Source organism: Streptomyces sp. NPDC030840 (assembly GCF_055572015.1).
Genome location: NZ_JBVIEE010000007.1, coordinates 179985 through 204263 on the forward strand (window position 1 = coordinate 179985; position 24279 = coordinate 204263).

General features: G+C 70.2%; 27 protein-coding genes and 1 pseudogene. 2 read left to right on the forward strand and 26 right to left on the reverse strand.

Translation table 11 applies throughout. The annotated features are described in order from the left end of the window. Positions 1 to 53: 53 nt before the first annotated feature. The 7 genes from ACZ49J_RS17885 to rpsB form a co-directional block, all read right to left on the reverse strand. Positions 54 to 230: a hypothetical protein gene (locus ACZ49J_RS17885; RefSeq protein WP_467449083.1), complete on the reverse strand. Its 177-nt coding sequence runs from the start codon at positions 228 to 230 to the stop codon at positions 54 to 56. 62 nt (positions 231 to 292) lie between these two features. Continuing rightward, on the reverse strand, positions 293 to 838 hold the full coding sequence (locus tag ACZ49J_RS17890) for an NUDIX domain-containing protein (RefSeq protein ID WP_467449085.1): 546 nt from the start codon (positions 836 to 838) through the stop codon (positions 293 to 295). Between the two features lie 86 nt (positions 839 to 924). Next, on the reverse strand, positions 925 to 2043 hold the full coding sequence (locus ACZ49J_RS17895; protein WP_467449086.1) for a phosphatidate cytidylyltransferase: 1119 nt from the start codon (positions 2041 to 2043) through the stop codon (positions 925 to 927). Continuing rightward, positions 2043 to 2600 carry a ribosome recycling factor gene (frr, locus tag ACZ49J_RS17900; protein WP_467449088.1) on the reverse strand — a complete coding sequence of 186 codons (558 nt, stop codon included), beginning with the start codon at positions 2598 to 2600 and terminating at the stop codon, positions 2043 to 2045. The genes ACZ49J_RS17895 and frr overlap by 1 nt, the downstream gene beginning before the upstream one ends. Positions 2601 to 2755: 155 nt before the next feature. Further along, positions 2756 to 3514: a UMP kinase gene (gene pyrH / locus ACZ49J_RS17905; protein ID WP_467449089.1), complete on the reverse strand. Its 759-nt coding sequence runs from the start codon at positions 3512 to 3514 to the stop codon at positions 2756 to 2758. Between the two features lie 215 nt (positions 3515 to 3729). Continuing rightward, positions 3730 to 4566: a translation elongation factor Ts gene (gene tsf / locus ACZ49J_RS17910; RefSeq protein ID WP_467449090.1), complete on the reverse strand. Its 837-nt coding sequence runs from the start codon at positions 4564 to 4566 to the stop codon at positions 3730 to 3732. Between the two features lie 175 nt (positions 4567 to 4741). Then, positions 4742 to 5629 carry a 30S ribosomal protein S2 gene (gene rpsB / locus ACZ49J_RS17915; RefSeq protein ID WP_467449092.1) on the reverse strand — a complete coding sequence of 296 codons (888 nt, stop codon included), beginning with the start codon at positions 5627 to 5629 and terminating at the stop codon, positions 4742 to 4744. A gap of 272 nt (positions 5630 to 5901) precedes the next feature. Here rpsB and ACZ49J_RS17920 point away from each other — a divergent pair, with 272 nt between their 5' ends. After that, entirely contained in the window at positions 5902 to 6585 is a 684-nt protein-coding gene (locus ACZ49J_RS17920) for a peptidoglycan DD-metalloendopeptidase family protein (RefSeq protein ID WP_467449093.1), read from the forward strand. A gap of 21 nt (positions 6586 to 6606) precedes the next feature. On the opposite strand, the gene ACZ49J_RS17925 is transcribed toward ACZ49J_RS17920, so the two are convergent. The 18 genes and pseudogenes from ACZ49J_RS17925 to proS form a co-directional block, all read right to left on the reverse strand. Beyond that, entirely contained in the window at positions 6607 to 7164 is a 558-nt protein-coding gene (locus tag ACZ49J_RS17925) for a TetR/AcrR family transcriptional regulator (RefSeq protein ID WP_467449321.1), read from the reverse strand. Positions 7165 to 7258: 94 nt separating this feature from the next. Next, positions 7259 to 8095, reverse strand: a complete 837-nt coding sequence (gene whiG / locus ACZ49J_RS17930; protein ID WP_467449094.1) for an RNA polymerase sigma factor WhiG — start codon at positions 8093 to 8095, stop codon at positions 7259 to 7261. Positions 8096 to 8365: 270 nt separating this feature from the next. Then, a complete protein-coding gene (gene dprA / locus ACZ49J_RS17935) occupies positions 8366 to 9526 on the reverse strand; it encodes a DNA-processing protein DprA (protein WP_467449095.1) in 1161 nt (386 codons plus the stop codon). A 31-nt stretch (positions 9527 to 9557) separates the two neighbouring features. Next, positions 9558 to 11180 carry a YifB family Mg chelatase-like AAA ATPase gene (locus ACZ49J_RS17940; protein WP_467449096.1) on the reverse strand — a complete coding sequence of 541 codons (1623 nt, stop codon included), beginning with the start codon at positions 11178 to 11180 and terminating at the stop codon, positions 9558 to 9560. Then, positions 11180 to 11539 (reverse strand): annotated as a pseudogene (locus ACZ49J_RS17945) (YraN family protein); the annotation flags it as partial. The gene ACZ49J_RS17940 and the pseudogene ACZ49J_RS17945, both read right to left, overlap by 1 nt. Before the next feature lie 302 nt (positions 11540 to 11841). Continuing rightward, positions 11842 to 12150: a DUF2469 domain-containing protein gene (locus ACZ49J_RS17950; protein WP_003993268.1), complete on the reverse strand. Its 309-nt coding sequence runs from the start codon at positions 12148 to 12150 to the stop codon at positions 11842 to 11844. 55 nt (positions 12151 to 12205) lie between these two features. Beyond that, complete coding sequence (locus ACZ49J_RS17955) at positions 12206 to 12682, reverse strand: NUDIX hydrolase (RefSeq protein WP_467449322.1); 477 nt, start codon at positions 12680 to 12682, stop codon at positions 12206 to 12208. A gap of 19 nt (positions 12683 to 12701) precedes the next feature. Then, a complete protein-coding gene (gene lepB / locus ACZ49J_RS17960) occupies positions 12702 to 13454 on the reverse strand; it encodes a signal peptidase I (protein WP_467449097.1) in 753 nt (250 codons plus the stop codon). 83 nt (positions 13455 to 13537) lie between these two features. Beyond that, complete coding sequence (gene lepB, locus ACZ49J_RS17965) at positions 13538 to 14431, reverse strand: signal peptidase I (RefSeq protein ID WP_467449098.1); 894 nt, start codon at positions 14429 to 14431, stop codon at positions 13538 to 13540. Beyond that, a complete protein-coding gene (gene lepB, locus ACZ49J_RS17970; RefSeq protein WP_467449099.1) occupies positions 14370 to 15497 on the reverse strand; it encodes a signal peptidase I in 1128 nt (375 codons plus the stop codon). The genes lepB (ACZ49J_RS17965) and lepB (ACZ49J_RS17970) overlap by 62 nt, the downstream gene beginning before the upstream one ends. Continuing rightward, positions 15490 to 16257 (reverse strand): signal peptidase I, encoded by a 768-nt coding sequence (gene lepB / locus ACZ49J_RS17975; RefSeq protein WP_467449101.1) that lies wholly within the window; start codon positions 16255 to 16257, stop codon positions 15490 to 15492. Before lepB (ACZ49J_RS17975) ends, lepB (ACZ49J_RS17970) begins: the two co-directional genes overlap by 8 nt. 48 nt (positions 16258 to 16305) lie before the next feature. Continuing rightward, positions 16306 to 16656, reverse strand: coding sequence for a 50S ribosomal protein L19 (rplS, locus tag ACZ49J_RS17980; protein ID WP_467449102.1), 351 nt, complete (start codon positions 16654 to 16656; stop codon positions 16306 to 16308). Positions 16657 to 16791: 135 nt separating this feature from the next. Continuing rightward, positions 16792 to 17625: a tRNA (guanosine(37)-N1)-methyltransferase TrmD gene (gene trmD / locus ACZ49J_RS17985; RefSeq protein ID WP_467449103.1), complete on the reverse strand. Its 834-nt coding sequence runs from the start codon at positions 17623 to 17625 to the stop codon at positions 16792 to 16794. After that, on the reverse strand, positions 17622 to 18179 hold the full coding sequence (gene rimM / locus ACZ49J_RS17990; RefSeq protein ID WP_467449105.1) for a ribosome maturation factor RimM: 558 nt from the start codon (positions 18177 to 18179) through the stop codon (positions 17622 to 17624). The genes trmD and rimM overlap by 4 nt, the downstream gene beginning before the upstream one ends. 81 nt (positions 18180 to 18260) lie before the next feature. Beyond that, entirely contained in the window at positions 18261 to 18500 is a 240-nt protein-coding gene (locus tag ACZ49J_RS17995) for an RNA-binding protein (protein WP_014176063.1), read from the reverse strand. A 2-nt stretch (positions 18501 to 18502) separates the two neighbouring features. After that, positions 18503 to 18922, reverse strand: coding sequence for a 30S ribosomal protein S16 (gene rpsP / locus ACZ49J_RS18000; RefSeq protein WP_467449106.1), 420 nt, complete (start codon positions 18920 to 18922; stop codon positions 18503 to 18505). 314 nt (positions 18923 to 19236) lie between these two features. Continuing rightward, positions 19237 to 19839: a hypothetical protein gene (locus ACZ49J_RS18005; protein WP_322723047.1), complete on the reverse strand. Its 603-nt coding sequence runs from the start codon at positions 19837 to 19839 to the stop codon at positions 19237 to 19239. A gap of 260 nt (positions 19840 to 20099) precedes the next feature. Further along, positions 20100 to 21515, reverse strand: coding sequence for a proline--tRNA ligase (gene proS, locus ACZ49J_RS18010; RefSeq protein WP_467449108.1), 1416 nt, complete (start codon positions 21513 to 21515; stop codon positions 20100 to 20102). 211 nt (positions 21516 to 21726) lie between these two features. Between proS and ACZ49J_RS18015 the strand changes: the two genes are divergently transcribed. After that, on the forward strand, positions 21727 to 22596 hold the full coding sequence (locus ACZ49J_RS18015) for an SAM-dependent methyltransferase (RefSeq protein ID WP_467449110.1): 870 nt from the start codon (positions 21727 to 21729) through the stop codon (positions 22594 to 22596). Between the two features lie 63 nt (positions 22597 to 22659). On the opposite strand, the gene ffh is transcribed toward ACZ49J_RS18015, so the two are convergent. Further along, a complete protein-coding gene (gene ffh / locus ACZ49J_RS18020; protein ID WP_467449111.1) occupies positions 22660 to 24222 on the reverse strand; it encodes a signal recognition particle protein in 1563 nt (520 codons plus the stop codon). Positions 24223 to 24279 lie beyond the last annotated feature (57 nt).

Here is a 24279-nt window from a genome sequence, read left to right on the forward strand (position 1 = left end):
CCGCACGGCGATCACGGCGGCGGACGCCCGGCCCGGCTCATCCGGACCCGGCCTCAGAAGAAGCCGCCGACCACGCCGACGGCCCAGGCGCCGTAGTTCTTCCAGCGGTGGGACCAGCGGCAGTACAGCCGGGGTTTGCGCCGACCGGCCTGGTCGATGAGTGTGTCGCACCATCTGCACGGCAGATCGCCGTGATATCTGCCGTCGTCGCCCAAGCGTGCCCGCCCCATGGCCAGACCATACCTGTCGGTCCACTGCCGCTGAAGAGCTGGTCAAGGGCTGTGTCCGCCCGCTACCGCCACTCCCAGTAGTGCGTGGAGATCACCGGATCGCCGTCGCCGGGGGCCTCCTGGGTCGTGAAGCTCGTTCCGGGGAGGCCGGAGACCTGGGCGTCGACCGTGTGGAGGCGGTACTCGCTCTGCAGGCCGGGATACGACGGCGAGGCGACCTTCTCGACGGCCACGGACAGGGACCGCGGATCGATGGTCACGTCCGCTGCCCGCACCCCGAGTTCCTCGGCCAGGCACCGCAGCGCCGCCGCGATCGCCGTTTCCCCCGGCTTCATCTTCTCGGTGGGTGGGGAGTTCCTCTGTCGCACAGCGCCGGTCGCCATCAGCTGCCCGACTTCCGTGAGTTGCCTGCCGTCCACCACGATGCGCACGCTGACGACAGAGACCCGGCGCAGCGGTGGCTCGTCCGAGAGGGTGGCCTCGCCGGCGGTGATCTCGTCCCACAGGTTCCGTACGGATTTGGCGGCGCCGACGCCCCAGGACTCGTACGGAATGCCGTTGCTCGCCAGCCACTCCTGGAGTTCGTCCAGGCTCCGCGGGTCCCGCATACGCCACCACCCCTCCCGTCAAGCGGATCCTCGTGCGGTGATCCTACGAACGGAAGGGGTGGTGACGAGAGCAGGCGGTACGGGAGTCAGCCGGATCCCACGAAGAGGACGAGCAGCAGCCACACCACGGGAGCCGTGGGCAGGAGCGAGTCCAAGCGGTCCATGATCCCGCCGTGGCCCGGCAGCAGGGTGCCCATGTCCTTGATGCCCAGGTCGCGCTTGATCATCGACTCGCCGAGGTCGCCCAGCGTGGCGCTCGCGGCGACCGCGAGACCGAGGAGGAGGCCCTGCCACCAGGTGCCGTCGTCGATGAGGAACTGCATGCACAGGGCGCCCGCCACCATGGCGAACGCGATCGCGCCGAGCAGGCCCTCGCGGGTCTTGCCGGGGCTGATGCGCGGGGCGAGCTTGTGCGTGCCGAAGCGCCAGCCGACGGCGTAGGCGCCCGTATCGCTGACGACCGTCAGCAGCAGGAACATGAACACCCGCTGCGGGCCGTCGTCGGCGGCCAGCATCAGCGCGACGAACGTGGCCAGGAACGGGACGTAGAAGGCCGCGAAGACGCCCGCCGTGACGTCCTTGAGGTAGTTCTCCGGCGGCTCCGTCATCCGCCAGGCCAGTACCGCGAGTGCGGTCAGCGCCATGGCCACCCACGCGCCCTCGGGGCCCCGCACGTACCCGGCGACGACCATCGCCGCGCCCCCGACCGCGAGCGGTACGAGGGGCGCCTTGATGGACTTGCGCTCCTGCAGACGCGACGTGAGCTCCCACAGGCCCACCACCACGGCGACCGCGACGACGCCGACGAAGACGGCCTTGACGACGAACAACGAGGCGACGATCACCGCCCCGAGCCCGACGCCGACCCCTATCGCGGCACTCAGGTCACGGCCCGCGCTCTTCTTCTGCGGGGCGGGCTGAGGGGCGTCGGGCATGGGCTCCGGCTTCTGCGGCACGGCCCCGTGGGGCTGCGCCGACGGTGTCTCGTTGTGGACCGGGGGGCCGCCCGTCCGAGCGGCCCCCCGGTCGTCATCCTGGTTTCCGCCATGCGCGGGCACGTCGGGCACGATGGGCATGGGCCGAGTGTGCGGGGCCCCAGGCGCATCGTATGCGGGACCCGCCGGGGCAGCCCCCTGGACAGGCCCGTGGTCGGACGGCCCCCAGTACCCGGCTTGTGGCGGCGCCCCCCAGGAAGACTCGTTCATCAGACTTCGAGCAGCTCCGCTTCCTTGTGCTTGAGGAGCTCGTCCACCTGGGCGACGTACTTCGAGGTGGTGTCGTCGAGTTCCTTCTCCGCGCGACGGCCCTCGTCCTCGCCGACCTCGCCGTCCTTGACGAGCTTGTCGATCGCGTCCTTGGCCTTGCGGCGGACGGAGCGGATGGACACCTTGGCGTCCTCGCCCTTGGTCTTGGCGACCTTGATGTAGTCGCGGCGGCGCTCCTCGGTGAGCTCAGGGAACACCACTCGGATGATGTTTCCGTCGTTGCTCGGGTTGACGCCCAGGTCGGAGTCGCGGATCGCCTGCTCGATGTTGCGCAGCGCGCTCTTGTCGAACGGTGTCACCACGGCCATGCGCGGCTCCGGCACCGAGAACGAAGCCAGCTGGTTGATCGGCGTCAGCGCTCCGTAGTAGTCCGCCACGATCTTGTTGAACATCGCCGGGTGCGCACGACCGGTGCGGATCGCGGCGAAGTCCTCCTTGGCGACCACGACGGCCTTCTCCATCTTCTCCTCGGCTTCGAGGAGGGTCTCTTCGATCACCACTTGCTCCTGCGTGTCTTGAGTAGGCCCGGCTGCTGTTCTCTGTCACGTCGGCGGCCGGCTGCGTCGCGTCTTCTTCCTGCACGGTTCCCGACCATCAGAACATTGTCCATCCCCCGGTCAGGGTCCGTCCCCCGGGCAGGGGTGGTCCCAGGTCAGGCCCGGCTGCCCTGTTCGCCCACGAGAGTGCCGATCTTCTCACCCTTGACGGCCCGCGCGATATTTCCCTCCGCCAGCAGCTCGAACACGAGGATCGGCAGCTTGTTGTCGCGGCACAGGGTGATCGCGGTGGCGTCGGCGACCTTGAGGTCGCGGGTGATGACCTCGCCGTATCCGAGGGAGTCGAACTTGACCGCGTCCGGGTTGGTCTTGGGGTCGGAGTCGTAGACCCCGTCCACGCCGTTCTTGCCCATCAGCAGCGCCTCGGCGTCGATCTCCAGGGCGCGCTGGGCGGCGGTGGTGTCGGTGGAGAAGTACGGCATGCCCATACCGGCGCCGAAGATGACGACGCGGCCCTTCTCCAGGTGGCGCACGGCGCGCAGCGGGATGTAGGGCTCGGCTACCTGGCCCATGGTGATGGCGGTCTGGACCCGGCTGTCGATGCCCTCGTTCTCCAGGAAGTCCTGGAGCGCGAGGCAGTTCATCACGGTGCCGAGCATGCCCATGTAGTCGGAGCGGGCGCGGTCCATGCCGCGCTGCTGGAGTTCGGCGCCGCGGAAGAAGTTGCCGCCGCCGATGACGACGGCGATCTGCGCCCCGTCCCGTACGACGGCCGCGATCTCGCGGGCGATCTTGTGCACCACGTCGGGGTCCACGCCCAGGCCCCCGCCGCCGGAGAAGGCCTCTCCGGACAGCTTCAGCAGAAACCGGCCGCGTACTTTGCCGTCGTCGCTCTTCTGGGCCTTGGTGGTCATCGGGATCCCGCCTCTTTGTACCTGTCGCACATGCGAAGAAGGCCATTGCCGGTGGGGAGTGGTTCGCATCCCATGCGCGGCAATGGCCTCCTCGTCAGATCTGCTGTCGTCCGTGGTCGTCCGTCACGCGTGTGCGGGACGGCATACGCGAACGACACGGACGACTGCTGTCGACCCTAGCGGGGTCGCGCGTCGATCGCGGTACGGACTCAGACTCAGATGCCGACCTTGATGCGCGTGAAGCGCTTCAGGGTGACACCGGCCTCGTCCAGGATCTTCTGGACGGACTTCTTGTTGTCCAGCGCGTACGGCTGGCCGAGCAGCGTGGCGTCCTTGAAGAAGCCGTTGAGGCGACCCTCGACGATCTTCGGCAGGGCGGCCTCGGGCTTGCCCTCGGCGCGGGTGGTCTCCTCGGCGACGCGGCGCTCGGACTCGACGACCTCGGCCGGGACGTCCTCCTTGGAGAGGTACTTCGGCGCGAAGGCGGCGATGTGCTGGGCGACGCCCTTGGCGACCTCGGCGTTCGGCTTGTCGAGCTCGACGAGCACACCGATCTGCGGGGGCAGGTCGGGCATCGTGCGGTGCATGTACGCCGTCACGAAGCCGTCGGCGAACTGCGCGAAGCGGTCCAGGACGATCTTTTCGCCGAGGTTGGCGTTGGCCTCGTCCACGAACGCCTGGACGGTCTTGCCGGCCTCGATCTCGGAGGCGAGCAGCGCCTCGATGTCGGCCGGGGAGGTCTTGGCGACGTGCTCGGCGATGGCGGCGGCGACGGCCTGGAACTTCTCGCCCTTGGCGACGAAGTCCGTCTCGCACTTCAGCTCGACCAGGACACCGGAGGAGTTGTCGTCGGCGAGGACGGAGACCACGGCGCCGTTCTCGGCGGAGCGGCCCTCGCGCTTGGCGACGCCCTTCTGGCCCTTGATGCGGAGCGCCTCGACGGCCTTCTCGACGTTGCCCTCGGCCTCGTCCAGCGCCTTCTTGCAGTCCATCATGCCGGCGCCGGTGAGCTCGCGGAGCTTCTTGACGTCGGCGGCGGTGTAGTTCGCCATGAGTCTGTGAATCTTTCTCGAAGTCTGGAGGATCGAAGATCTACGGGGTCTGCGGTCCACAGTCAGCCGTGGATCCCTGACACGCCGTTGACCTACGGGTGAACGGCGGGAGCGGACTTCACCGCGCCGGAGGCGCTGTGGGATGCGGTGCCGCCCCCGCCGTCAACGCCCTGGGTCAGGCCTGCTCGGCGTCGGCGGCCGGAGCCTCGGCAGCCGGAGCCTCGGCGGCCGGAGCCTCGGCCGGCTTCTCGGCCTCGGCGGCCGGGGTCTCCTCGGCCTTCTCCTCGGCCTTCTTCTCGCCGCCCTCGAGCAGGTCGCGCTCCCACTCGGCGAGCGGCTCGCCCGCGGCCTTCTCGCCCTCGGTCTTGACGCCCGAGCGGGCGATGAGGCCCTCGGCGACGGCGTCGGCGATCACGCGGGTGAGCAGGGTGACGGAGCGGATCGCGTCGTCGTTGCCCGGGATCTTGTAGTCGACCTCGTCGGGGTCGCAGTTGGTGTCGAGGATGGCGACGACCGGGATGTTGAGCTTCCGGGCCTCACCGACCGCGATGTGCTCCTTCTTGGTGTCCACGATCCAGACGGCGCTGGGCACCTTCTGCATCTCGCGGATACCACCGAGGGTCTTCTCCAGCTTGGCCTTCTCGCGGGAGAGGACCAGCAGCTCCTTCTTGGTCAGACCGGAGGACGCGACGTCCTCGAAGTCGATCTGCTCGAGCTCCTTGAGGCGCTGCAGACGCTTGTAGACGGTCGAGAAGTTGGTGAGCATGCCGCCCAGCCAGCGCTGGTTGACGTAGGGCATGCCGACGCGGGTGGCCTGCTCGGCGATGGCCTCCTGCGCCTGCTTCTTCGTGCCGACGAACATGACCGTGCCGCCGTGGGCGACGGTCTCCTTGACGAACTCGTAGGCGCGGTCGATGTACGACAGCGACTGGAGCAGGTCGATGATGTAGATGCCGTTGCGCTCGGTGAAGATGAAGCGCTTCATCTTCGGGTTCCAGCGGCGGGTCTGGTGACCGAAGTGGACGCCGCTCTCCAGCAGCTCCCGCATCGTGACGACGGCCATGGCCGTTCTCCTTGTGTTTCTCGGTTGTGCCGCGTGTGCCGGACGGCACCCGCGCCTGACGCCCACGACGCGCCGTGCCGCTAAGGACCGAGGGGCGCTGATACGGACCACAGAAGGGCCTCGTATCGGGGCGTGCGAAGTCGACCCGGTGGCCCGGGTCGCCATCAGAAGTGTACGGGACCCACGAGGCCCTGGGTGACGCCGATATCCACAACCCGCCGGTGGTCCACAGATCCCGGCCATGATCGACCGCCGTCCGGCACGGTTCTCGCATGCGAGCGAAACGATGTGCGGGGACGTGGCCGGGCCTCCTCCTGGCGCTGACGGTCGTCGCCGTGGCGGTGACCGCGCCGGGAGCGGGCGCAGGAGCTTCGGCCGGGCGCGACGGCACGGCCGTGTCCCTGGCGGGCGCCGTCCCGCCGACGGCTGAGACGGCGCCGCCGGGAGGCCGAAGCAAGCCACCGGAAGACCGGGGGAAGCCGCCGGACGCAGACCTGCCGGTACCGGCCGTCGGGCGGAACTGGCCCGTCGGACTGCGCCCTTCGGTTCTACGGGGCTGGGAGCCCCCGGCGACCGCTTACGGCCGGGGCCACCGGGGCGTGGACCTGGCGGCGACCGCCGAGGCCCCGGTACGGGCCGTCGCACCGGGCCGTGTGTCCTTCGCCGGCCGGGTGGCGGGCCGCGGTGTCGTCTCGGTGGAGCTGACGGGCACGGGCGAGCCGCCCCTGCGGACGACCTTCCAGCCGGTCCGGGCCTCGGTGGAGAAGGGCGACGAGGTGGCGGCGGGCGACGTCCTGGGCACCGTGGAGCCGGCGGCTTCGCACTGCCCGCCGGGGTGCGTGCACTGGGGCCTGCTCAGAGGCGACGTCTACCTCGACCCGCTGTCCTTGCTGCCACCCTGGCTGCTGAACCGCGGCCCGTCACGTCTGCTGCCGGTGACCGGAGTGCCGGAGTAAGGGGAGGTCGCCCCAGGAAGGTCAGCCCCGGACCCCACGCAGCGCCATGGAGACAGCCGCTTCGGTGATCGCCTCGGGGTCCTCCGCCGCGCCGAGCTCGATCCGCCGCACGGCCGCGTCGACCACGCCCTGGAGCAGCATCGCGGCCAGCCGGGGCTGTGCGTGGCCCATGCCCGCCAGCGCCTCGACGATCATCGTGACGAGCCCGCCGTGCGCGGCACGGATCTTCTCCCGCGCCCCCGCGTCGAGTTCACTGGCCGAGATGGCGACGACAGCCCGGTGCCGCCGGTCCCCGACCAGCGCCAGCTGCTGCCGGACGTACGCCTCGACCTTGCCCTCGGGGCTGTCCGCGACGGCCATCGCCGCCTCGACCTCCGCCGCCCAGAGCGGGAAGTCGACTTCGCAGAGCTTCTCGACCACGGCGGCCCGCGACCGGAAGTACTCGTACACGGACGACCGGGCGAGTCCCGTGCGCTCGGCGAGCGCGGGGAAGGTCAGCGCCTCCGTCCCGCCCTCGGACAGCAAAGAGCGCGCCGCGTCCAGCAGGGCGGCACGCTGCATCGACCGGTGCTCGGCCACGGAGGCCGCTCGAATCCTTGGCACGTCAACCACTTTACGGACGAATCACCGTCCAGGGGAGGCGCTTCGCCCGACGGGGCGTCCTCCGGCCAGATCAACGGCCGAAACTCGCCAGCTTGGCCCGCAGCTGAAGCACGGACTTGGTGTGGATCTGGCTGACCCGGCTCTCGGTCACCCCGAGCACGTTCCCGATCTCCGCGAGCGTGAGGCCCTCGTAGTAGTACAGCGTGACGACGGTCTTCTCCCGCTCGGGCAGGGTGTTGATGGCCCGCGCCAGGAAGCGTCTGAGCTCCCGGTCCTCCGCCACCTCCACGGGGTTGTCGGCGGCGGTGTCCTCCAGCGTGTCCATGAGGCTCAGCCGGTCACCGCCCTCGCCCCCCACGTGCAGCAGCTCCTCCAGCGCCACCACGTTCGCCAGCGACAGCTGGCTGAACACCGCGTGGAGTTCGTCCACGGCGATGCCCATCTCCGCGGCCACCTCTCCCTCGGACGGGGTGCGTCGCAGCCGCGCCTCCAGGGTGGCGTAGGCCCGCTCGACGTTGCGCGCCTTCTGCCGCACGGACCGCGGGATCCAGTCCAGTGCCCGCAGCTCGTCGATCATCGCCCCCCGGATGCGTGTGATCGCGTACGTCTCGAACTTGATCTCCCGGTCGATGTCGAACTTCTCGATCGCGTCGATCAGCCCGAACACCCCGGACGAGACGAAGTCCGCCTGCTCGACGTTGGCCGGCAGGCCGACGCTCACCCGGCCCGCGACGTACTTGACCAGCGGCGAGTAGTGCAGGATCAGCTGCTCGCGCAGCCGCTCGTCGCCCGTCGCCTTGTACGACCGCCACAACTCGTCGAGTGTCGAGGGGGCGGGCGGTCGCACGTCGACGCGGGCGGCTGGGGGAACTGCCGCCCGATCGGACCCGGAGGTGTGCTGGGGCATTCGTCGCCTTGTGCCGTTCTGCCGTGAACTGGTGGTGCCTGGGTGAACTGTCGGAGTGATGTCGAGGTGCCGTCCGCGTCGGGATCCTCGTGAGCGTAGCGTGACTGGAGCGTCGCAGTGCGCGAAGAGCGAGGTATCGCCCGTACGCGAACCCTCTCCGCCGGACCCTCCCCGGGGTCGCACCTGTCGCGCTGGGTAACCCCGCGGAGGCACCAACTCCGGGAATTGCCCAGGCAGTCGGCGTTCGCCCGGACGGCCGAACACACACGGTCAACATCGGCGTCGGTCCGATGAACCGGAGAGCATGGCCTGGCGTGTCAACTTCCAGCCCTCGCCATGTCGTTCGACGTAACCAAGTGCTCGGAGTTCGTACAGTCTGCCGACCGCGTCGTCCTCCGCCGTGCCGGCGTCGCGGGCGATCGCGCCGGCCGTCGCGGCCCCACGGGCGGGAAGCGCGTCGAGGACCCGCCGGGCTCCGGGGTCCAGCAGGTCACGCGGCAGTACGGGACCACACCGGTCCGGCGCGAGCTCGCCCATGTCGCCGACCAACTCGGCGACCTCGGCGGCGTCGGTGACCAGCGCCGCCTCCCCGCGCAGCAGCTCGTGCACGCCCGCCGACAGCCCGCTGGTCGCCGGTCCGGGCACGCCCATCGTGAACCGCCCCAGCCGCTGCGCGGCCCGCGCCGTGACGAGCGCGCCGCTGCGGTAGGCGGCCTCGACGACCACGGTCCCGCGCGTGAGCGCCGCGATGACGCGGTTGCGGAGGATGAACCTGCTGGGTGTCGGATGGTCCCCGGGCGGCAGCTCCCCGACCACCAGTCCCTGTTCGGCGATCCTGCTGATCAGCTCGGTGTGCCCGCGGGGGTAGGGCCGGTCCACCCCGCAGGCCAGCACGGCCACGGTCGCGCCTCCGGCGCCGAGAGCCCCCCGATGGGCGGCTCCGTCGACGCCGTACGCCCCGCCGGACACGACGACCCATCCCCGCTCGGCGAGGCCCGCTCCGAGGACGGCCGCCATGTGGGCCCCGTACTCCGTACAGGCCCGGGCGCCCACCACGGCCACCGAGCGCAACGCCCACATCCGCAGGCTGACCCGCCCGCGCACCCACAGCCCGACGGGCCGCGCGTCGCCCAGGTCGTCCAGCTGGCCTGGCCACTCGGCATCCCCGGGGCAGACGAACCGGGCCCCGGCGTCCCGCGCCCGCGCCAGGTCCCGTTGTGGATCCGCGCTCTCGGCGCGGGCGCGCAGCCCCGCCCACCGCTTCTGCGACGCCCCTGGCAGCGGTGGTCCGTCCCCGGTGAGCCGCCGTACCGTCTCCCGCACGCCGGCCTCGCGGAGCCACCGCCCGCCGAGCTCGTCCCCCGGCTCGACGACCCGGGAGAGGAAGACCCGGTCGAGCCGCTCGGCGTCGGACAGGCCGCCCGGGCTCACGGTTTCTCCTCGCTCGACCGCCGGGCGCCGCTCATGACAGCGCTCCGATCGCCATGGGCACTCCGCGGGGCACACCGGTCCGCAGTTGCAGGGCGAGTCCGACATCCACGGCGTCCGGGCGGTCGTGCCCCACGAGGTCGGCGATGGTCCAGGCGACCCGCAGGACGCGGTCGAGGCCGCGCGCGGTCAGCGCACCCCGCTCCAGGCCGCGCTCGGCTTCGTCCATGGCGCCCGGCGCGGCGAACCACCGGCTGCGCAGCTCCCGCCCGGACACCTCGCTGTTGGACCGCCAGGGAGTGCCGGCCAGGCGCGTGGCCGCCCGCTCCCGGGCCGCGCGCACCCGGTCGGCGACCACCGCCGTGGACTCGCCCCGCGCGCCGCGCTCGGTCAGTTCGGAGCGCGTGACACGGTCGACCTCCACTCTGAGGTCCACGCGGTCGAGGAGCGGGCCGGAGAGTCGGGCCTGGTAGCGGCGGATCGCGGAAGGCGGGCACTCGCACAGGTCGTCCCGCTGCGAGAAGCGGCCGCACGGACACGGATTGGCCGCCAGCACCATCAGGAATCTCGCGGGGAACCGCACCACCCCCGCACTGCGAGCGATCACGACGTGCCCCGACTCCAGCGGCTGGCGCAGCGCGTCGAGTGCCTGGCTGCTGAACTCGGGCGTCTCGTCCAGAAAGAGCACCCCTCGATGAGCCAGCGACACCGCGCCCGGCCGGGCGACGCCCTGGCCGCCGCCGACGAGTGCCTGCATGGTGGCCGAGTGGTGAGGGGCGCAGTAGGGCGGGACGTCGACCAGGGGCTTGCCCGCGGGCAGCAGGCCGGCGACCGAGTGGACAGCCGTGACCTCCAGCGACTCCTGCCTGCTGAGCGCCGGCAGGATGGCCGGCAGGCGCTCGGCGAGCATCGTCTTGCCCGCGCCGGGAGGGCCCTCAAGGAACAGATGGTGCCCGCCGGCCGCGGCGACCTCCACCGCGGTCCGTGCCGAGAGCTGGCCGACGACATCGGCGAGGTCGTGGCCGTGGTCCTGGTGGGCGGCATCCACGCTGTGCATGCCCGTGGCCGCGCCCGCCCCCGGCATGCGCAGGCCGGCCATCAGCGGGTCGGGGCGCCCGTCGTCCGGTTCCTCGTCGGGTACGGGCTCGTCCGTGAGGACCGCGATCAGCTGGCGCAGGCTGCGGACCCCGAGTACCGACACGCCCGGCACCAGCGACGCCTCCGCCGCCGCGCACTCCGGGACCACCACCTGCTCGTACCCCGCGTCGGCGGCGGCCAGCACCGCGGGCAGGATGCCGCGCACCGGCCGGACCCGGCCGTCGAGCCCGAGCTCCCCGATCATCACGATGTCCGCCAGGACGCGCGGGTCGATCCGCTCGGATGCGCCGAGGACGGCGCACGCGACGGCGAGATCGAATCCGCTGCCGGCCTTCGGCACCGACGCGGGGCTCAGCCCGACGGTGAGCTTCTTCTGGGGCCACTCGGCGCCGGAGTTGACCACCGCCGCCCTGACCCGGTCCCGGCTCTCCGTCAGACTCTTGTCGGGCAGTCCCACCAGCGTGAACGCCGCGACACCCGGTTCGAGGTCGGCCTGGACCTCGACGACGACCCCCTCGACGCCGACCAGCGCCACCGAGCACGTACGGGCGAACCCCATCAGGCCACCCCTCGCACGTGCTCGACGACGGCGGCTCCGCGCTCGGGCAGGACGACGCCCACCAGGTCGATGCGCACGCCGCCCGGTGGCGCTCCTCCGTGTGTGTGGAGCCAGTGCTCGGCGAGCTCGCGCAGCCGCCCGGCCTTGACCGGGGTGACGGCGGCCATCGGATGTTCGAAGCAGCCGCCGCGGCGGGTCTTCACCTCGCAGACGACGAGGACGTCGCCGTCCCTGGCCACGATGTCGATCTCGCCGGTCCTGCCGCAGCGCCAGTTGCGCTCCAGGACGGTCATCCCGGCCTGGGTCAGTCGCCGGGCCGCCAGTTCTTCTCCGTACTCACCGATCGCACTGCGCGCGTTGCCTGCACCGCGTGCGGTGCGGCCACTGCATGCGGTGCGGCCACTTCGTGCGTTGCGACCACTACGTGTGCTGCCAGAGGTTCCTGTCCTGCCAGATGTTTCTGTGCTGCCCGCTGTGCCCGTGCTGCCTGCGTCCCGTGTGTTCATGTCGGCACCACCTCCGGCGCCAACGCTCACGCATCCGCCTCCACGCAGTGGATCTTGGTGGACAACTCAGCGGTTGGGGACAACTCCGTCACCCACAAGAGTCACAAGAGCCACAAGTCCCAAGAGCCACAAGGGGGCAGCGCGGCCACCGCGAGTCACCCGCTCGGCAGCTCCAGATCGCTCTTGTTCAGCTCTTCGATGTTCACGTCCTTGAAGGTCAGGACGCGCACCTGCTTCACGAAGCGGGCCGGGCGGTACATGTCCCACACCCAGGCATCCGCCATCGACACCTCGAAGAACACCTCACCCTGGACCGAGTGCACCTGCATCTCGTAGTCGTTGGTCAGATAGAAGCGCCGCTCGGTCTCGATCACGTATTTGAACAGACCGACGACGTCGCGGTACTCCCGGTAGAGCTTGAGCTCCATCTCGGTCTCGTACTTTTCGAGGTCCTCGGCGCTCATGGCATGTTCCCCTTCAGCCGTGCGTCCCCCTATTGTGCGCCAGCCCCGAGAGCCCCTAGACGATTTCCGTGTCGAGGACCTCGGGTATGGCCGGGGGACCTTCGTCGAGCAGCCTGCGCAGCAGCTCGGCGAGTCTGGTCGGATACACCGTCTCATGTGCTTCGGTCAGTTCCTGACACGTCCACCAGCGCGCTCCGGCGACAGTGCGGCGTTCCAGGTCGGTCAGACCGGCTGCCCGCGTCACGGTCTGACGCGTACGGGCCAGGTAGTACCACTCGTCCTGGTCCCAGCGGCGGCCGGCGAAGGGGAAGGAACATCTGCGCTGCCACAGCACCGGGCCGAGCTCGACCTCGGTGATGCCGGTCTCCTCAGCGAGTTCCCGCAGCGCGGCCTCTTCGCGCGTCTCGGCGCCCTCAAGGCCGCCGCCGGGCGTGAACCACCAGTTGTCCGCCGGATCGTCCGGTTCGTGCCCGTGCAGCAGCAGGACACGCTCCTGCGGGTCGAGCAGCACGACCCTGGCCACCTTGCGCATGCCGCCCTCGTACGGCGCCTCAGCGGGCACCGGCGGGCTCCGTCGCCGCCGCCGTGCGGCGACGGGCGGCCATGCGTGTGGCGATCGGCCCGTACGCCCCGCCGCCCAGGACCAGCACGGCGCCCACGACGATCGCGGCGGTGATCAGCCGCAGCGGGCCCGGTGACGACAGCGAGCCGAGTGCTTCGAAGCCGGTGGGGCGGGCCAGCATGCCGTCCATGGGCCACACGACGGCGTCGACGCGCGCGTCCACGGAGCTGCGCGGCACCGTGCCCCTGCCGGCCTCCGTCAGGTGGGCCGTGGAGTCCAGGGAGCCGCTGCGCTCGTCACCCAGGAGGAACAGGCGCCCCTCGGGGACCGTGATCTCCGGGATGCCCATCGCCTCAGCGGCCTGGCCCTCGGCCAGGTACCCCTCGTCGATCTTCTTGCCGTTGACGGTCAGCTTGCCGTCCGTGCAGCACGCGACCTTGTCGCCGCCGACCGCCACGACCCGCTTGACCAGCGGCATGTCCTCGCCCCAGCTTTTCTCCCGGAAGACGACGACGTCACCGCGCTTGACCGCGGAGCCGTCGATCCGCTCGGCGAGGACCCGGTCGCCGGCCGTGATGGTGGGCGACATCGAGTCGGTCGGCACGGTGTACGGCCGGTAGACGAAGGCACCCCAGCCGAAGCCGCCGAGGAAGAGCACACAGCCGAGGGCCACGGCCAGTCCCGACAACATGTTGCCGAGCCGTCCGTGGCCCTCGTCCGTACGACGTGTCGTCCCGCTCATCCCAGTGCTCCCCAGGTCGGAGAATCGACCTCCCGGCGGCGGCCGTGCGCGGCCCCGGAGAATCGGCGATCTGGGACGGCACCCTACCCGGCGGTACCGCCGCCAGAAACCCTCGGGTTTCCGTCGGTAAGGAGGCGGCGCCGGCGCCACAGCACCAGCGGAACCGCGCCCGCGAGGCCGAGCGCGCCGGGAGCGGCGGCGCTCAGATCCTGGCCGAAGGTGTCGGGAACCGGCAGCGTGGCCCAGCGAGTGGGCGGCCAGGCGACCACGATGGCACGGCCCACGACGTTGTCCACCGGGACGAAGCCCTTGTTCTTGTCGCTCTGGTGGTAGCGGGAGTCCAGCGAGTTCTGCCGGTGGTCACCCATGACCCAGATTTTGCCCGCGGGTACCTTCACCTTGAACTGGCCGCCCTGGTCGTCGACGCTGCACGGGGTGTTCCCGTCGTAGACGTAGGGCTCGTTCAACGCCTTGCCGTTGACCTTCAGCGGGCCGGTGCCCTTGCACTCGATGGTGTCGCCCGCGACGCCGACGACCCGCTTGATGAGGTCCTTCTCCTCGGCGGAGGGCATCAGGCCGATCCAGCTGAGCACCCGCTGCACGGGGTTCGGCTCGGGCGTGGGCTCGCCCGCGAGCCAGTTGGCGGGGTCGTGGAAGACGACGACCTCGCCGCGCTCCGGCTCGGAGCCGAACCACGGGGTGAGCTTGTCGACGAGGACCCGGTCGCCCTGCTCGAGGGTGTGCTGCATCGAGTCCGAGGGGATCGAGAACGCCTGCACCAGGAAGGTCTTGATCAGCAGCGCCAGGATCAGCGCGATACCGACGAGAATCGGCAGTTCCTTCCAGAAGGACCGCTGCTTCTTCCTCGGTGTGTTTCCTTCCTCGCCGCCCGAGGCCTCCGGGCCCTCCGGGGAGTCACTCCCGGAATCCGCGGAACCTTCCGGACCGCCAGGGCCCGGGGCGCTCCCGGGACTCATCGCGTCCTCCGCGGCCGGGGAAGCCGCTTCGTCGGGCCGCTCCGGCTGCTCCTCGGGGCCACCGTGTCCGGATCGTGCGCCGACCGCCACATCCCCCACATCCACTCCTCACGCCGTACCGCCGCCCACGCCTCATCCGGTGCAGGCCCACCACTCCCATAACGAGCGGGAGTTCCGCAGGGGTCGGGAGCGGGATCAATCCGTTCGGATCCGCTGACGCCACCCTATGCGACGTGCCGAGGGCGGTGGTCGACCCGCTCGGCACGGACGCGTACGTGTCCGGCTCCTCCAGCTGACTCCAGTTCCCGATGGGCCAGGCGATGACCACGGCACGGCCGACGACGGAGCTCTCGGCGACGGTTCCGCTGTACGACTCGGTGCGGTGGTAGCGCGAGTCGGCGGAGTTGGCGCGGTGGTCGCCCATGACCCAGAGGCGGCCCTGAGGCACCGTCACCGTGAACTTGATCGACGACGGCGCGTTGCCGGGGTGGATGTACGACTCGTTGAGCGGCATGCCGTTGACGGTGACGCGCCCCTGGGTGTCGCAGCACTTGACGGTGTCACCGCCGACCGCGACGACCCGCTTGATCAGGTCCCGTTCGTTGTCGGAGGGAAGCAGACCGATGAACTGGAGTCCCTCCTTGATCTGCTTGATCACGACGGGGTCGTCCTGCTTGACCGTCGTCTGCTCGTCCTCCAGCCAGCCGCCGGGGTCCTTGAAGACGACGACGTCCCCGCGCTGCGGCTCGGAGCCGAACCACGGGGTGAGCTTGTCGACCAGTACCCGGTCACCGATCTGGATCGTGTTCTCCATCGAGCCCGACGGGATCACGAACGCCTGGACCAGGAAGGTCTTCAGGACCAGGGCTATGACCACCGCGACACCTATGAGGAGCGGGATCTCCTTGAGCGCCGAGCGGCGCCTGCGGCGCTTGATCTTGCGGGCGAGCTTGCGCCGCTCCACACGGCTCGGCCGGGCCGCTCCGCCGGCCCGTCGGGCGCCGGTGGGCAGCAGGTTCTCGGCGGGGCTGCTGACCATCCCGCGGGGTTTGCCGCGGTTACCCATGGGCACCGCCCGCCGTGGACGGCTGGGGCACGCGCGCATAGGCGCCGGGGTGGTCCAGGACCGTCATGTGGCCGGCGGGCCAGACGATCCAGCCGGCTCTGCCGATCACTCTGCCGACAGGGATCATTCCGCCGCCCGGCGACCCGAGGTGGTCGCGGGAGTCGCTGGAATCGCTGCGGTGGTCACCGAGGACGAACAGTGTGCCGTCGGGCACGACCACGTCGAAGGGCACGTCCGACGGGTGGTCCCCCGGGTACAGAAACGCCGACTCGTCGACCGACCGGCCGTTCACCTCGAGCCTCCCCTCCCTGTCGCAGCAGACCACACGGTCTCCCCCAACGCCGACAACGCGCTTGATGTAGTCGGCGTTCCCGAAGTAGTCGGTGCCGTCGAACACCACGACGTCACCCCGCCTCGGCTCGGAACCGAAACGGTACGCCAACTTATTTACGAGAACGCGGTCCCCGATCCTCAATCCGCTCTCCATGGAGCTGCTGGGAATCTGGAACGGCTGGATCACGAACGTGTTGAGAAGCAGCAGAAAAACCAGGCAAAACAGTGCGGTCAGGGTGATCCGCCCGCCGGGGAGCCAGTCGGCGGCACCGGTGACCAACGAGAAACGCGACCGTCCCTCCGGCTCCGCTGTGTCAGAGATCTCTTCGGAACCGTCCGGCGTCCGGCCGGAACTGTCCGATGGTGTCTCGTCCCCAGAAGGGCGGGAGGAGCGGTCGCGCTCCACGTGGTGTGCTTCGGTGTCCATCGGGGCCAGATGCTATCCGGCCCCGCTTTGCAACACCTGAGCGCGCGCTCAGTTCTCGCGCTTCTCCTTGATCTTCGCGGCCTTGCCGCGGAGGTCACGGAGGTAGTACAGCTTGGCGCGACGGACGTCACCGCGGGTGACCAGCTCGATCTTCTCGACGATCGGGGTGTGCACCGGGAAGGTGCGCTCGACGCCGACGGAGAACGAGACCTTGCGGACCGTGAAGGTCTCACGGACACCGTCGCCCTGGCGGCGGATGACAACGCCCTTGAACTGCTGCACACGAGAGCGGTTGCCCTCGATGACGCGGACGTGGACGTTGACGGTGTCACCCGGGCGGAAGGCCGGGATGTCGCTGCGCAGCGACGCGGAGTCGACGGAGTCGAGCAGGTGAGACATGTCGTCTGCTTTCTTCGCCCATGCCACAGGTCATCGGCGGGAACTAGGCTGTTCGGGAGGTTTGCTGTCCGTGTCGGGGCGGGCGTCGTGTCCCCCTGTGGCAGGGGCGCACGCCGGACGACGCACAACAGCGGCCTATTCTTCCACGCCCTCTGTCCTGCGCCAAAATCGGCCGTGCGGCTCCCCCTCGGGGTCCGGCGACCAGCCGAGGATGGAGAGCATCTCGCGGTCCTTCTTGTCGAAGGCCTTGGGGTCGCAGCGCTCGATGAGGTCGGGCCGGTTGGCCGTCGTACGCCTCAGCGCCTCGTCGCGTCGCCAGCGCGCGATCTTCCCGTGGTGGCCGCTGAGCAGCACGTCGGGGATGCCGCGACCGCGCCACTCGGGGGGCTTCGTGTAGACCGGTCCCTCCAGGAGGCTCGCCATGGCTCCGGGCGCGAAGGAGTCGTCCCGGTGCGATTCGGCGTTGCCCAGGACTCCGGGCAGCAGCCGCGCCACGGCCTCCGTGACGACGAGGACGGCCGCCTCGCCGCCGGCGAGGACGTAGTCGCCGATGGACACCTCGTGGACGGGCATCCGGGTCGCGTACTCGTCGATGACGCGCCGGTCGATGCCCTCGTAGCGAGCCGGCGTGAAGATCAGCCAGGGACACTCGGAGAGTTCGACGGCGAGCGCCTGGGTGAAGGGGCGGCCGCTGGGCGTGGGAACGATGAGGGCGGGTCCGTGGGAGCCGGTCTCGTAGCCGTCGGCCAGCACCGAGTCCAGCGCGTCCCCCCACGGGTCGGTCTTCATGACCATGCCGGGGCCGCCACCGTACGGCGTGTCGTCGACGGTGTTGTGGCGGTCGTACGTCCAGGCACGCAGATCATGCACGTGCACGTTCAGCTGTCCACGCGCGCGCGCCTTGCCGACGAGCGACACGTTCAGGGGTTCGAGGTACTCGGGGAAGATCGTGACGACGTCGAGCCTCATGCGTCGCCGCCCCCGTCCTCGTCCCTCGACGAGGCCGTCTCGGCGCGGTCGTCGATCAGGCCGGGCGGCGGGTCGATGACCGCCCGCTGTTCCTTCAGGTCGATGTCGGTGACGATCTCCTCGACGAAGGGGACCATCACCTCGCTCCCGTCGGGCCGCTCGACGATGAAGAGGTCCTGCGAGGGCAGGTGCGAGATCTCGGTGATCCGGCCGACCTCCACGCCGTCCTTGGTGACCACGTCGAGGTCGATCAGCTGGTGGTCGTAGTACTCGTCCTCGTCCTCGGGGAGCTCGTCCGGGTCCACCTCGGCGATCAGGAGCGTGTTGCGCAGGGCCTCGGCGCCGTTGCGGTCGCGTACGCCCTCGAAGCGCAGGAGCAGCCGGCCGCTGTGGACCCGGCCGGTCTCGATGGTGAGCGGGCCCGCCGAGGCGGGGTCCGTGAGGAGTACGGCGCCGGGTGCGAGCCTCAGCTCCGGCTCGTCGGTGCGTACCTCGACGGTGACCTCGCCCTTGATGCCGTGGGCACGGCCGATCCGCGCGACTACCAGCTGCACTTGTCAAGATCTCCTGTCATACGACTGCGGGCCGGGGACGGCCCAGTGGCCTTCCCCGGCCCGAGCCGGTGTTGCGTTGTGTCAGCGGACCTGGTCCACGTCGACGAGGTCGACGCGGACGCCACGGCCGCCGATGGCGCCGACGACGGTGCGCAGGGCACGCGCGGTGCGGCCGTTGCGGCCGATCACCTTGCCGAGGTCGTCGGGGTGGACCCGGACCTCGAGGACGCGCCCGCGGCGCAGGTTGCGCGAGGCGACCTGCACATCGTCAGGGTTGTCGACGATGCCCTTCACGAGGTGCTCGAGAGCCTCCTCGAGCATGCTCAGGCCTCGGTCGACTCGGACTCAGCCACAGCCTCGTCCTTCTTGTCGGCCTTCTTCTTCTGGGTGATGGCCTCACCCTTGGTCTCGTCGTCACCGCCGAGAGCCTCGAAGGACGGGCGCGAGGACTTGGCCTCGGCGACGAGCAGCGGAGCCGGGGCGGGCTCGCCCTTGAACTTCTGCCAGTCGCCGGTCTTCTTGAGGATCGCGAGCACGGGCTCGGTCGGCTGCGCGCCGACACCCAGCCAGTACGCGACACGCTCGGCGTCGACCTCGATCACCGACGGGTGGTACGTCGGGTGGTACTTGCCGATCTCCTCGATGGCCCGGCCGTCACGGCGGGTGCGGGAGTCGGCGACGACGATGCGGTAGTGAGGCGAACGGATCTTGCCCAGACGCTTCAGCTTGATCTTGACTGCCACGGGAGTGGGTTCTCCTGGTTTGACGTGGTTGGGCACGGCGAGAGAGCCGCGTGGGGTTGCGGTACCCGAGTGCCCGATGGACGCGTCAGCCGGAGGAGAGAGGGGTCCTGTGCGGCTGTCGAGTACAGCTAGCCATTCTGCCACACGTCGGAGATCGCTCCTGCCACGAGGGGGTCTACGGGCATGACTGAGCGGCACCCGGCGCCGGACCGGCGAAGCTCGTCCCGCTCGCCGTCCGGGCAGGGTGCCGCCACACCCATGCGTGCTGCCCGCTTGCGACGGTGGAGGTACGGCTGCCACGAGCAGCCGTCGTCTCAACTCGCCGCCGCGCCGACCACCTCGGGGATACGGAAGGGCTTTCCGCACCCGCCGCACACGATGGGCGCCTGAGCCAGGACCGACGGAACGACTCGGACGTTGCGCCCGCAGTCGCACACCGCCTTCACCCGGACACCGCCCCCGGAGGAGCCGTGACGGGCGGCCGGACCGCGGAAGGAGCGGGCCGTGTCGGCGGCGGTGGCCGCGGAGTGGGCCTTGAGCGCGCGCTGGAGCCGCTCGATGGTCGGGCGGTACCGGCGCTTCGCCTCGGGGTTGAGCGTGACCAGCGAGAACCCGCTGCTGGGGTGCGGCTCCTCGGGGTGGTCCAGGCCCAGCTCCTCGGCGATCGCGAGGAATCTGCGGTTGTGGTAGCGGCCGGCGCGCGAGGTGTCGCGGACCCCTCGGGCGGCGGCGATGCCGTGGACTGCCTCATGGAGCAGTCGCTCGAAGGAGAGCTCGTGCCCGCAGGCGGACGACGACTCTCCGATCAGGGATTCGGGAGCGGCGAGATCCGGCAGCTCGGGGTGGTGCCGCTGAATGTCGGCCCACGCCTGCGCCAGCTCCGCGGCGAGAACAGGTGGTGTCTGTGTCGTGCTCACGTAATGACAACGAGCCTGAGTCCCGCTGTGTTCCTATTCCGGGGCATCTCAAATAATTTGCACGTACCCGTCAGTTGCCGCTGATGCGACCTGACGAGGGCGGGTGCGCCGATCTGCGGAGAAGCCTCACAGCTGGCACCAAGGCGGTACGTAGCCGCACATACGCCCCAGCGCGTAGACGAGGTCCGCGCGCCGGGGCGCCTGATTTCATCAGGTGCGCAAGGGGCGTTTCGGCCTCTCGCACGGCGGAAGGGACCGCTCTAGTAAGCGCGCGCCACTACGGCGACGTTACCCGGTGCGTCCTCGGCCTCGGGCACCGACCCGTCCTCGGCGACCAGACACCGTACGGTCGCCGCGTGGTCCGCGAGCTTGGCCTCGCCCTCCGCGCCGAGGACCGCCCACGGGATGCGCGCCCAGCCGCCGGCCGTGACGGCCTCGACGGCCTCCTCGAACGTCGCCACGTCCGTCGTACGGGACTCGCGGCGCTCCCGGGCCTGCCTCAGCAGGAGCGCCTGGTCCTCTTCGAGGACGGTGGGGACGAGGTCTGCCAGGGAGTCCAGGGAGACCGGCTCCTTGCCTCCGGGGATGCGGCGGGCCAGCATCGCGGTCCCGTTCTCCAGGTCGCGGGGGCCGACCTCGATCCGCACGGGGACCCCCTTGAGCTCCCAGTCGACCGCACGGCGGCCGAAGGGGGTGTCGGTGCGGTCGTCGACATGGACGCGTACGCCCGCCGCCCTCAGCCGCTCGCCGATCTCGTGGACCTTGGCCAGAACCGCGTCGTCGCCCTTGATCGCGAGGACGACCGCCTGGGTCTGGGCGAGGCGCGGCGGGACGCGCAGTCCGTTGTCGTCACCGTGCATCATCACCAGGGCGCCGATCATGCGGGTGGTCGAGCCCCAGGAGGTCTGCCAGACGAGCTCCTGCGTGCCCTCCTTGGACAGGTAGCGGGTGTTGAACGCCCTGGCGAAGTTCTGGCCCAGCTCGTGACTGGTGGCCATCTGGAGGGCCTTGCCGTCGCCCATCATGCCTTCGAGCGTGAGCGTGTTGACGGCTCCCGCGAAGCGCTCCCTGACCGTCTTGCGGCCGGGGACGACGTCCATCGCCAGGACGTTCACCATGAAGTCCTCGTAGACCTCGCGGTGGATGTGGGAAGCGAAGTCGCGCGCGTCCTCGTAGGTGGCGTGCGCGGTGTGGCCCTCCTGCCAGAGGAACTCGGTGGTGCGCAGGAACAGCCGGGGCCGCAGCTCCCAACGGACCACGTTGGCCCACTGATTGATCAGCAGGGGCAGGTCGCGGTAGCTCTGCACCCACTTCGAGAAGTAGTCGTTGATGATCATCTCGGAGGTCGGGCGGACGACGGCCGGCTCCTCCAGCTCCTTGCCGCCGCCGTGGGTGACCACGGCGAGTTCGGGCGCGAAGCCCTCGACGTGGTCGGCCTCACGGGTGAGGTACGACTGCGGGATCAGCAGCGGGAAGTACGCGTTCTGCGTGCCCGTCCCCTTGATGCGGGCGTCCATCTCGGCCTGCATCCGCTCCCACAGCCCGTACCCGTACGGTCGGATGACCATGGTGCCGCGCACCGGCCCGTTGTCGGCCAGCTCGGCCTTGCTGACCAGGTCCTGGTACCAGCGGGGGAAGTCGTCCGCCCGGGGGGTGAGAACGGGTGCCTTTGCCATGGCGCGATCGTACGGCGGCACGTTGCGGGGATGTGAATTCTTTTCCCCGCGCCCGCTCGGCGCACAAGCCGGTGCCCGTGAGCACTGGACGCGACGCCAGGGGCGGAGTTTCCTGGCATACGGGGGGATACGGCGGGGGGAGTGCGAGCGCACTGCACGGGGGCCAGGAAACGGCACAGGGCAACTCTCGGCGGATTGGGGCGCTTTCGATATGACACCTACGCTCGTGCGGCAGCACCTACCTCGCGCGGGGGCAGCACCCCGCGTGGACCAGGGCACACGCGCGCGTGACTGGGCCGAGATCCAGGAACGGATGCTCGTGCCGCTCTACGAGGCCGTCTATGAGCGACTCGAAGTGGGGTCCGGTACACGGGTGCTGGGGCTCGGCTGCGGTTCCGGGCTCGCTCTGTTAATGGCGGCCTCCCGGGGTGCCACCGTCACCGGCATCGACGACCAGTCACCCGAACGGGTGTGTCTGGCGCGGGAAAGGCTGGTGCGGGAGGCGGGGGGCACACGCTGGCGTGCGGACTCCCGGGTCATCGACGGCACTCCGGCGGACGCGGCTGGAGCGGCCGGTGCCTCCGGTGAGACCACGTACAACCTCGTGACCGCCTTCGAGCCGATCGGCTGTGTGGCGGGAGACTCCGAGGGGCTCGCCGAGCTGCTCACCGAGGCGACACCACTGGCCGGGCGGGGCACGCCCGTGGTGCTGGTGGGCTGGGGGCCGCCGGAGCGGTGCGCGACGTCGTCCGTGCTCCGGGTGGCCGGCAAGCTGGCGGATCCGTTGCGTACTGCGGGGAGTTGGCGTCCCGCCCTCCGGGACGACCTGGAGGAGGTCGCCCAGCGGGCCGGCCTGCGGCCGGACGGGTCCGGGCGGGTGGCGTGTCCCTTCGGTTACGCCGACATCGACAACGCCGTGCGGGGGCTGCTGTCCACCGGGTTGTTCGACGCGGCCGTCGCGGCCACGGACCAGGTGCAGGTCGACAAGGAGTTGGCGGAGGCCCTGCACCCGTACCGGCGCGGTGACGGAACGGTGTGGATGCCGAACGTGTTCCGCTACCTGATCGCGACGACGCCGTAGCCCGGCGGTTCCCCGCGCGGCTGGTCGCACGGTTCCCCGCGCCCCTGACGGGGCGCGAGAGCCTCAGCCCATGAACTTCTTGAACTCGTCCGGCAGTTCGAAGTCCTGACCACCCTGCTGACCCGGCAGGCCGAACGCGCCGCCCGGGGCGCCCCCCTGGGCCGCGGCGGCACGCCGGGCGGCCTCCTCCTGCTCCTGCTGCTTGCGCTTCATCGGGTTGCCGGACCGCTGCTTGCCCTTGGCCTTCTTCGGCTGCTTCTTCTGCCGGCCGGGACCGCCCCCCATGCCCGGCATGCCGGGCATCCCGGGCATGCCCCCGCCCTGCGCCATCCGGGACATCATCTTCCGGGCTTCGAAGAACCGCTCGACGAGGTTCTTCACCGCACTGACCTCGACACCCGAACCGCGCGCGATACGGGCACGCCGCGAGCCGTTGATGATCGTCGGGTCCTGCCGCTCACCCGGGGTCATCGACTTGATGATCGCGGCGGTGCGGTCGACGTCCCGCTCGTCGAGGTTGTTGATCTGGTCCTTGATCTGGCCCATGCCCGGCAGCATCCCGAGCAGCTTGGAGATGGAGCCCATCTTCCTGACCTGCTCCATCTGGGCCAGGAAGTCGTCGAGGGTGAAGTCCTGGCCCTTCTTGGAGGCCAGCTTCTCGGCCATCTTCTGGGCTTCGGCCTGGTCGAAGGTCTTCTCCGCCTGCTCGATCAGGGTGAGCAGGTCACCCATGTCGAGGATGCGGGAGGCCATCCGGTCCGGGTGGAAGGCGTCGAAGTCCTCGAGCTTCTCACCGTTCGACGCGAACATGATCGGCTTGCCGGTGACGGAGGCGATCGACAGGGCCGCACCACCGCGCGCGTCACCGTCCAGCTTCGACAGCACCACACCGTCGAAGCCCACGCCGTCGCGGAACGCCTCCGCCGTGTTGACCGCGTCCTGACCGATCATCGCGTCGACGACGAACAGGATCTCGTCGGGGCCGACCGCGTCACGGATGTCCGCGGCCTGCTGCATCATCTCCTGGTCGATGCCCAGGCGGCCCGCGGTGTCGACGACCACGATGTCGTGGACCTTCGCCTTCGCGTGCTCGATGGAGTCCTTGGCGACCTTGACCGGGTCACCCACGCCGTTGCCGGGCTCCGGTGCGAACACGGCCACGCCGGCGCGCTCGGCGACCACGCTGAGCTGGTTGACCGCGTTCGGGCGCTGGAGGTCGGCGGCGACCAGCAGCGGGGAGTGCCCCTGCTCCTTGAGCCACTTGCCGAGCTTGCCCGCGAGGGTCGTCTTACCGGCACCCTGCAGACCGGCCAGCATGATCACGGTCGGCGGCTGCTTGGCGAAGCGCAGGCGCCGGGTCTCGCCGCCGAGGATCTGGACGAGCTCCTCATTGACGATCTTGAGGACCTGCTGGGCCGGGTTCAGCGCCTTGGAGACCTCGGCGCCGAGCGCCCGCTCCTTGACGTTCTTGATGAACCCCCGGACGACCGGAAGCGCCACGTCCGCTTCGAGCAGCGCGACGCGGATCTCACGTGCCGTGGCGTCGATGTCGGCCTCGGAGAGGCGTCCCTTACCCCGCAGGTTCTTGAAAGTCGCTGAGAGGCGATCGGAGAGCGTATCGAACACGGCGGCTTCGGTCCTCGGAGTCGGGGGCAGTGTGGGTTGCCCTCCAGGGTATCTGTC

Bases quoted from the DNA above. Each gene is read 5' to 3' on its own strand.
- ACZ49J_RS17885 (WP_467449083.1), bottom strand. From the start codon at position 230: ATGGGGCGGGCACGCTTGGGCGACGACGGCAGATATCACGGCGATCTG.
- ACZ49J_RS17890 (WP_467449085.1), bottom strand. From the start codon at position 838: ATGCGGGACCCGCGGAGCCTGGACGAACTCCAGGAGTGGCTGGCGAGC.
- lepB (WP_467449097.1), bottom strand. From the start codon at position 13,454: ATGAGCGGGACGACACGTCGTACGGACGAGGGCCACGGACGGCTCGGC.
- ACZ49J_RS17920 (WP_467449093.1), top strand. From the start codon at position 5,902: ATGCGAGCGAAACGATGTGCGGGGACGTGGCCGGGCCTCCTCCTGGCG.
- ACZ49J_RS17950 (WP_003993268.1), bottom strand. From the start codon at position 12,150: ATGAGCGCCGAGGACCTCGAAAAGTACGAGACCGAGATGGAGCTCAAG.
- proS (WP_467449108.1), bottom strand. From the start codon at position 21,515: ATGGCAAAGGCACCCGTTCTCACCCCCCGGGCGGACGACTTCCCCCGC.
- trmD (WP_467449103.1), bottom strand. From the start codon at position 17,625: ATGAGGCTCGACGTCGTCACGATCTTCCCCGAGTACCTCGAACCCCTG.
- rplS (WP_467449102.1), bottom strand. From the start codon at position 16,656: ATGTCTCACCTGCTCGACTCCGTCGACTCCGCGTCGCTGCGCAGCGAC.
- ACZ49J_RS17940 (WP_467449096.1), bottom strand. From the start codon at position 11,180: ATGGGGTTCGCCCGTACGTGCTCGGTGGCGCTGGTCGGCGTCGAGGGG.
- lepB (WP_467449099.1), bottom strand. From the start codon at position 15,497: ATGGGTAACCGCGGCAAACCCCGCGGGATGGTCAGCAGCCCCGCCGAG.
- lepB (WP_467449101.1), bottom strand. From the start codon at position 16,257: ATGGACACCGAAGCACACCACGTGGAGCGCGACCGCTCCTCCCGCCCT.
- tsf (WP_467449090.1), bottom strand. From the start codon at position 4,566: ATGGCGAACTACACCGCCGCCGACGTCAAGAAGCTCCGCGAGCTCACC.
- whiG (WP_467449094.1), bottom strand. From the start codon at position 8,095: ATGCCCCAGCACACCTCCGGGTCCGATCGGGCGGCAGTTCCCCCAGCC.
- pyrH (WP_467449089.1), bottom strand. From the start codon at position 3,514: ATGACCACCAAGGCCCAGAAGAGCGACGACGGCAAAGTACGCGGCCGG.
- ACZ49J_RS17995 (WP_014176063.1), bottom strand. From the start codon at position 18,500: ATGCTCGAGGAGGCTCTCGAGCACCTCGTGAAGGGCATCGTCGACAAC.
- ACZ49J_RS18015 (WP_467449110.1), top strand. From the start codon at position 21,727: ATGACACCTACGCTCGTGCGGCAGCACCTACCTCGCGCGGGGGCAGCA.
- lepB (WP_467449098.1), bottom strand. From the start codon at position 14,431: ATGAGTCCCGGGAGCGCCCCGGGCCCTGGCGGTCCGGAAGGTTCCGCG.
- rpsB (WP_467449092.1), bottom strand. From the start codon at position 5,629: ATGGCCGTCGTCACGATGCGGGAGCTGCTGGAGAGCGGCGTCCACTTC.
- ACZ49J_RS17955 (WP_467449322.1), bottom strand. From the start codon at position 12,682: ATGCGCAAGGTGGCCAGGGTCGTGCTGCTCGACCCGCAGGAGCGTGTC.
- ACZ49J_RS17895 (WP_467449086.1), bottom strand. From the start codon at position 2,043: ATGAACGAGTCTTCCTGGGGGGCGCCGCCACAAGCCGGGTACTGGGGG.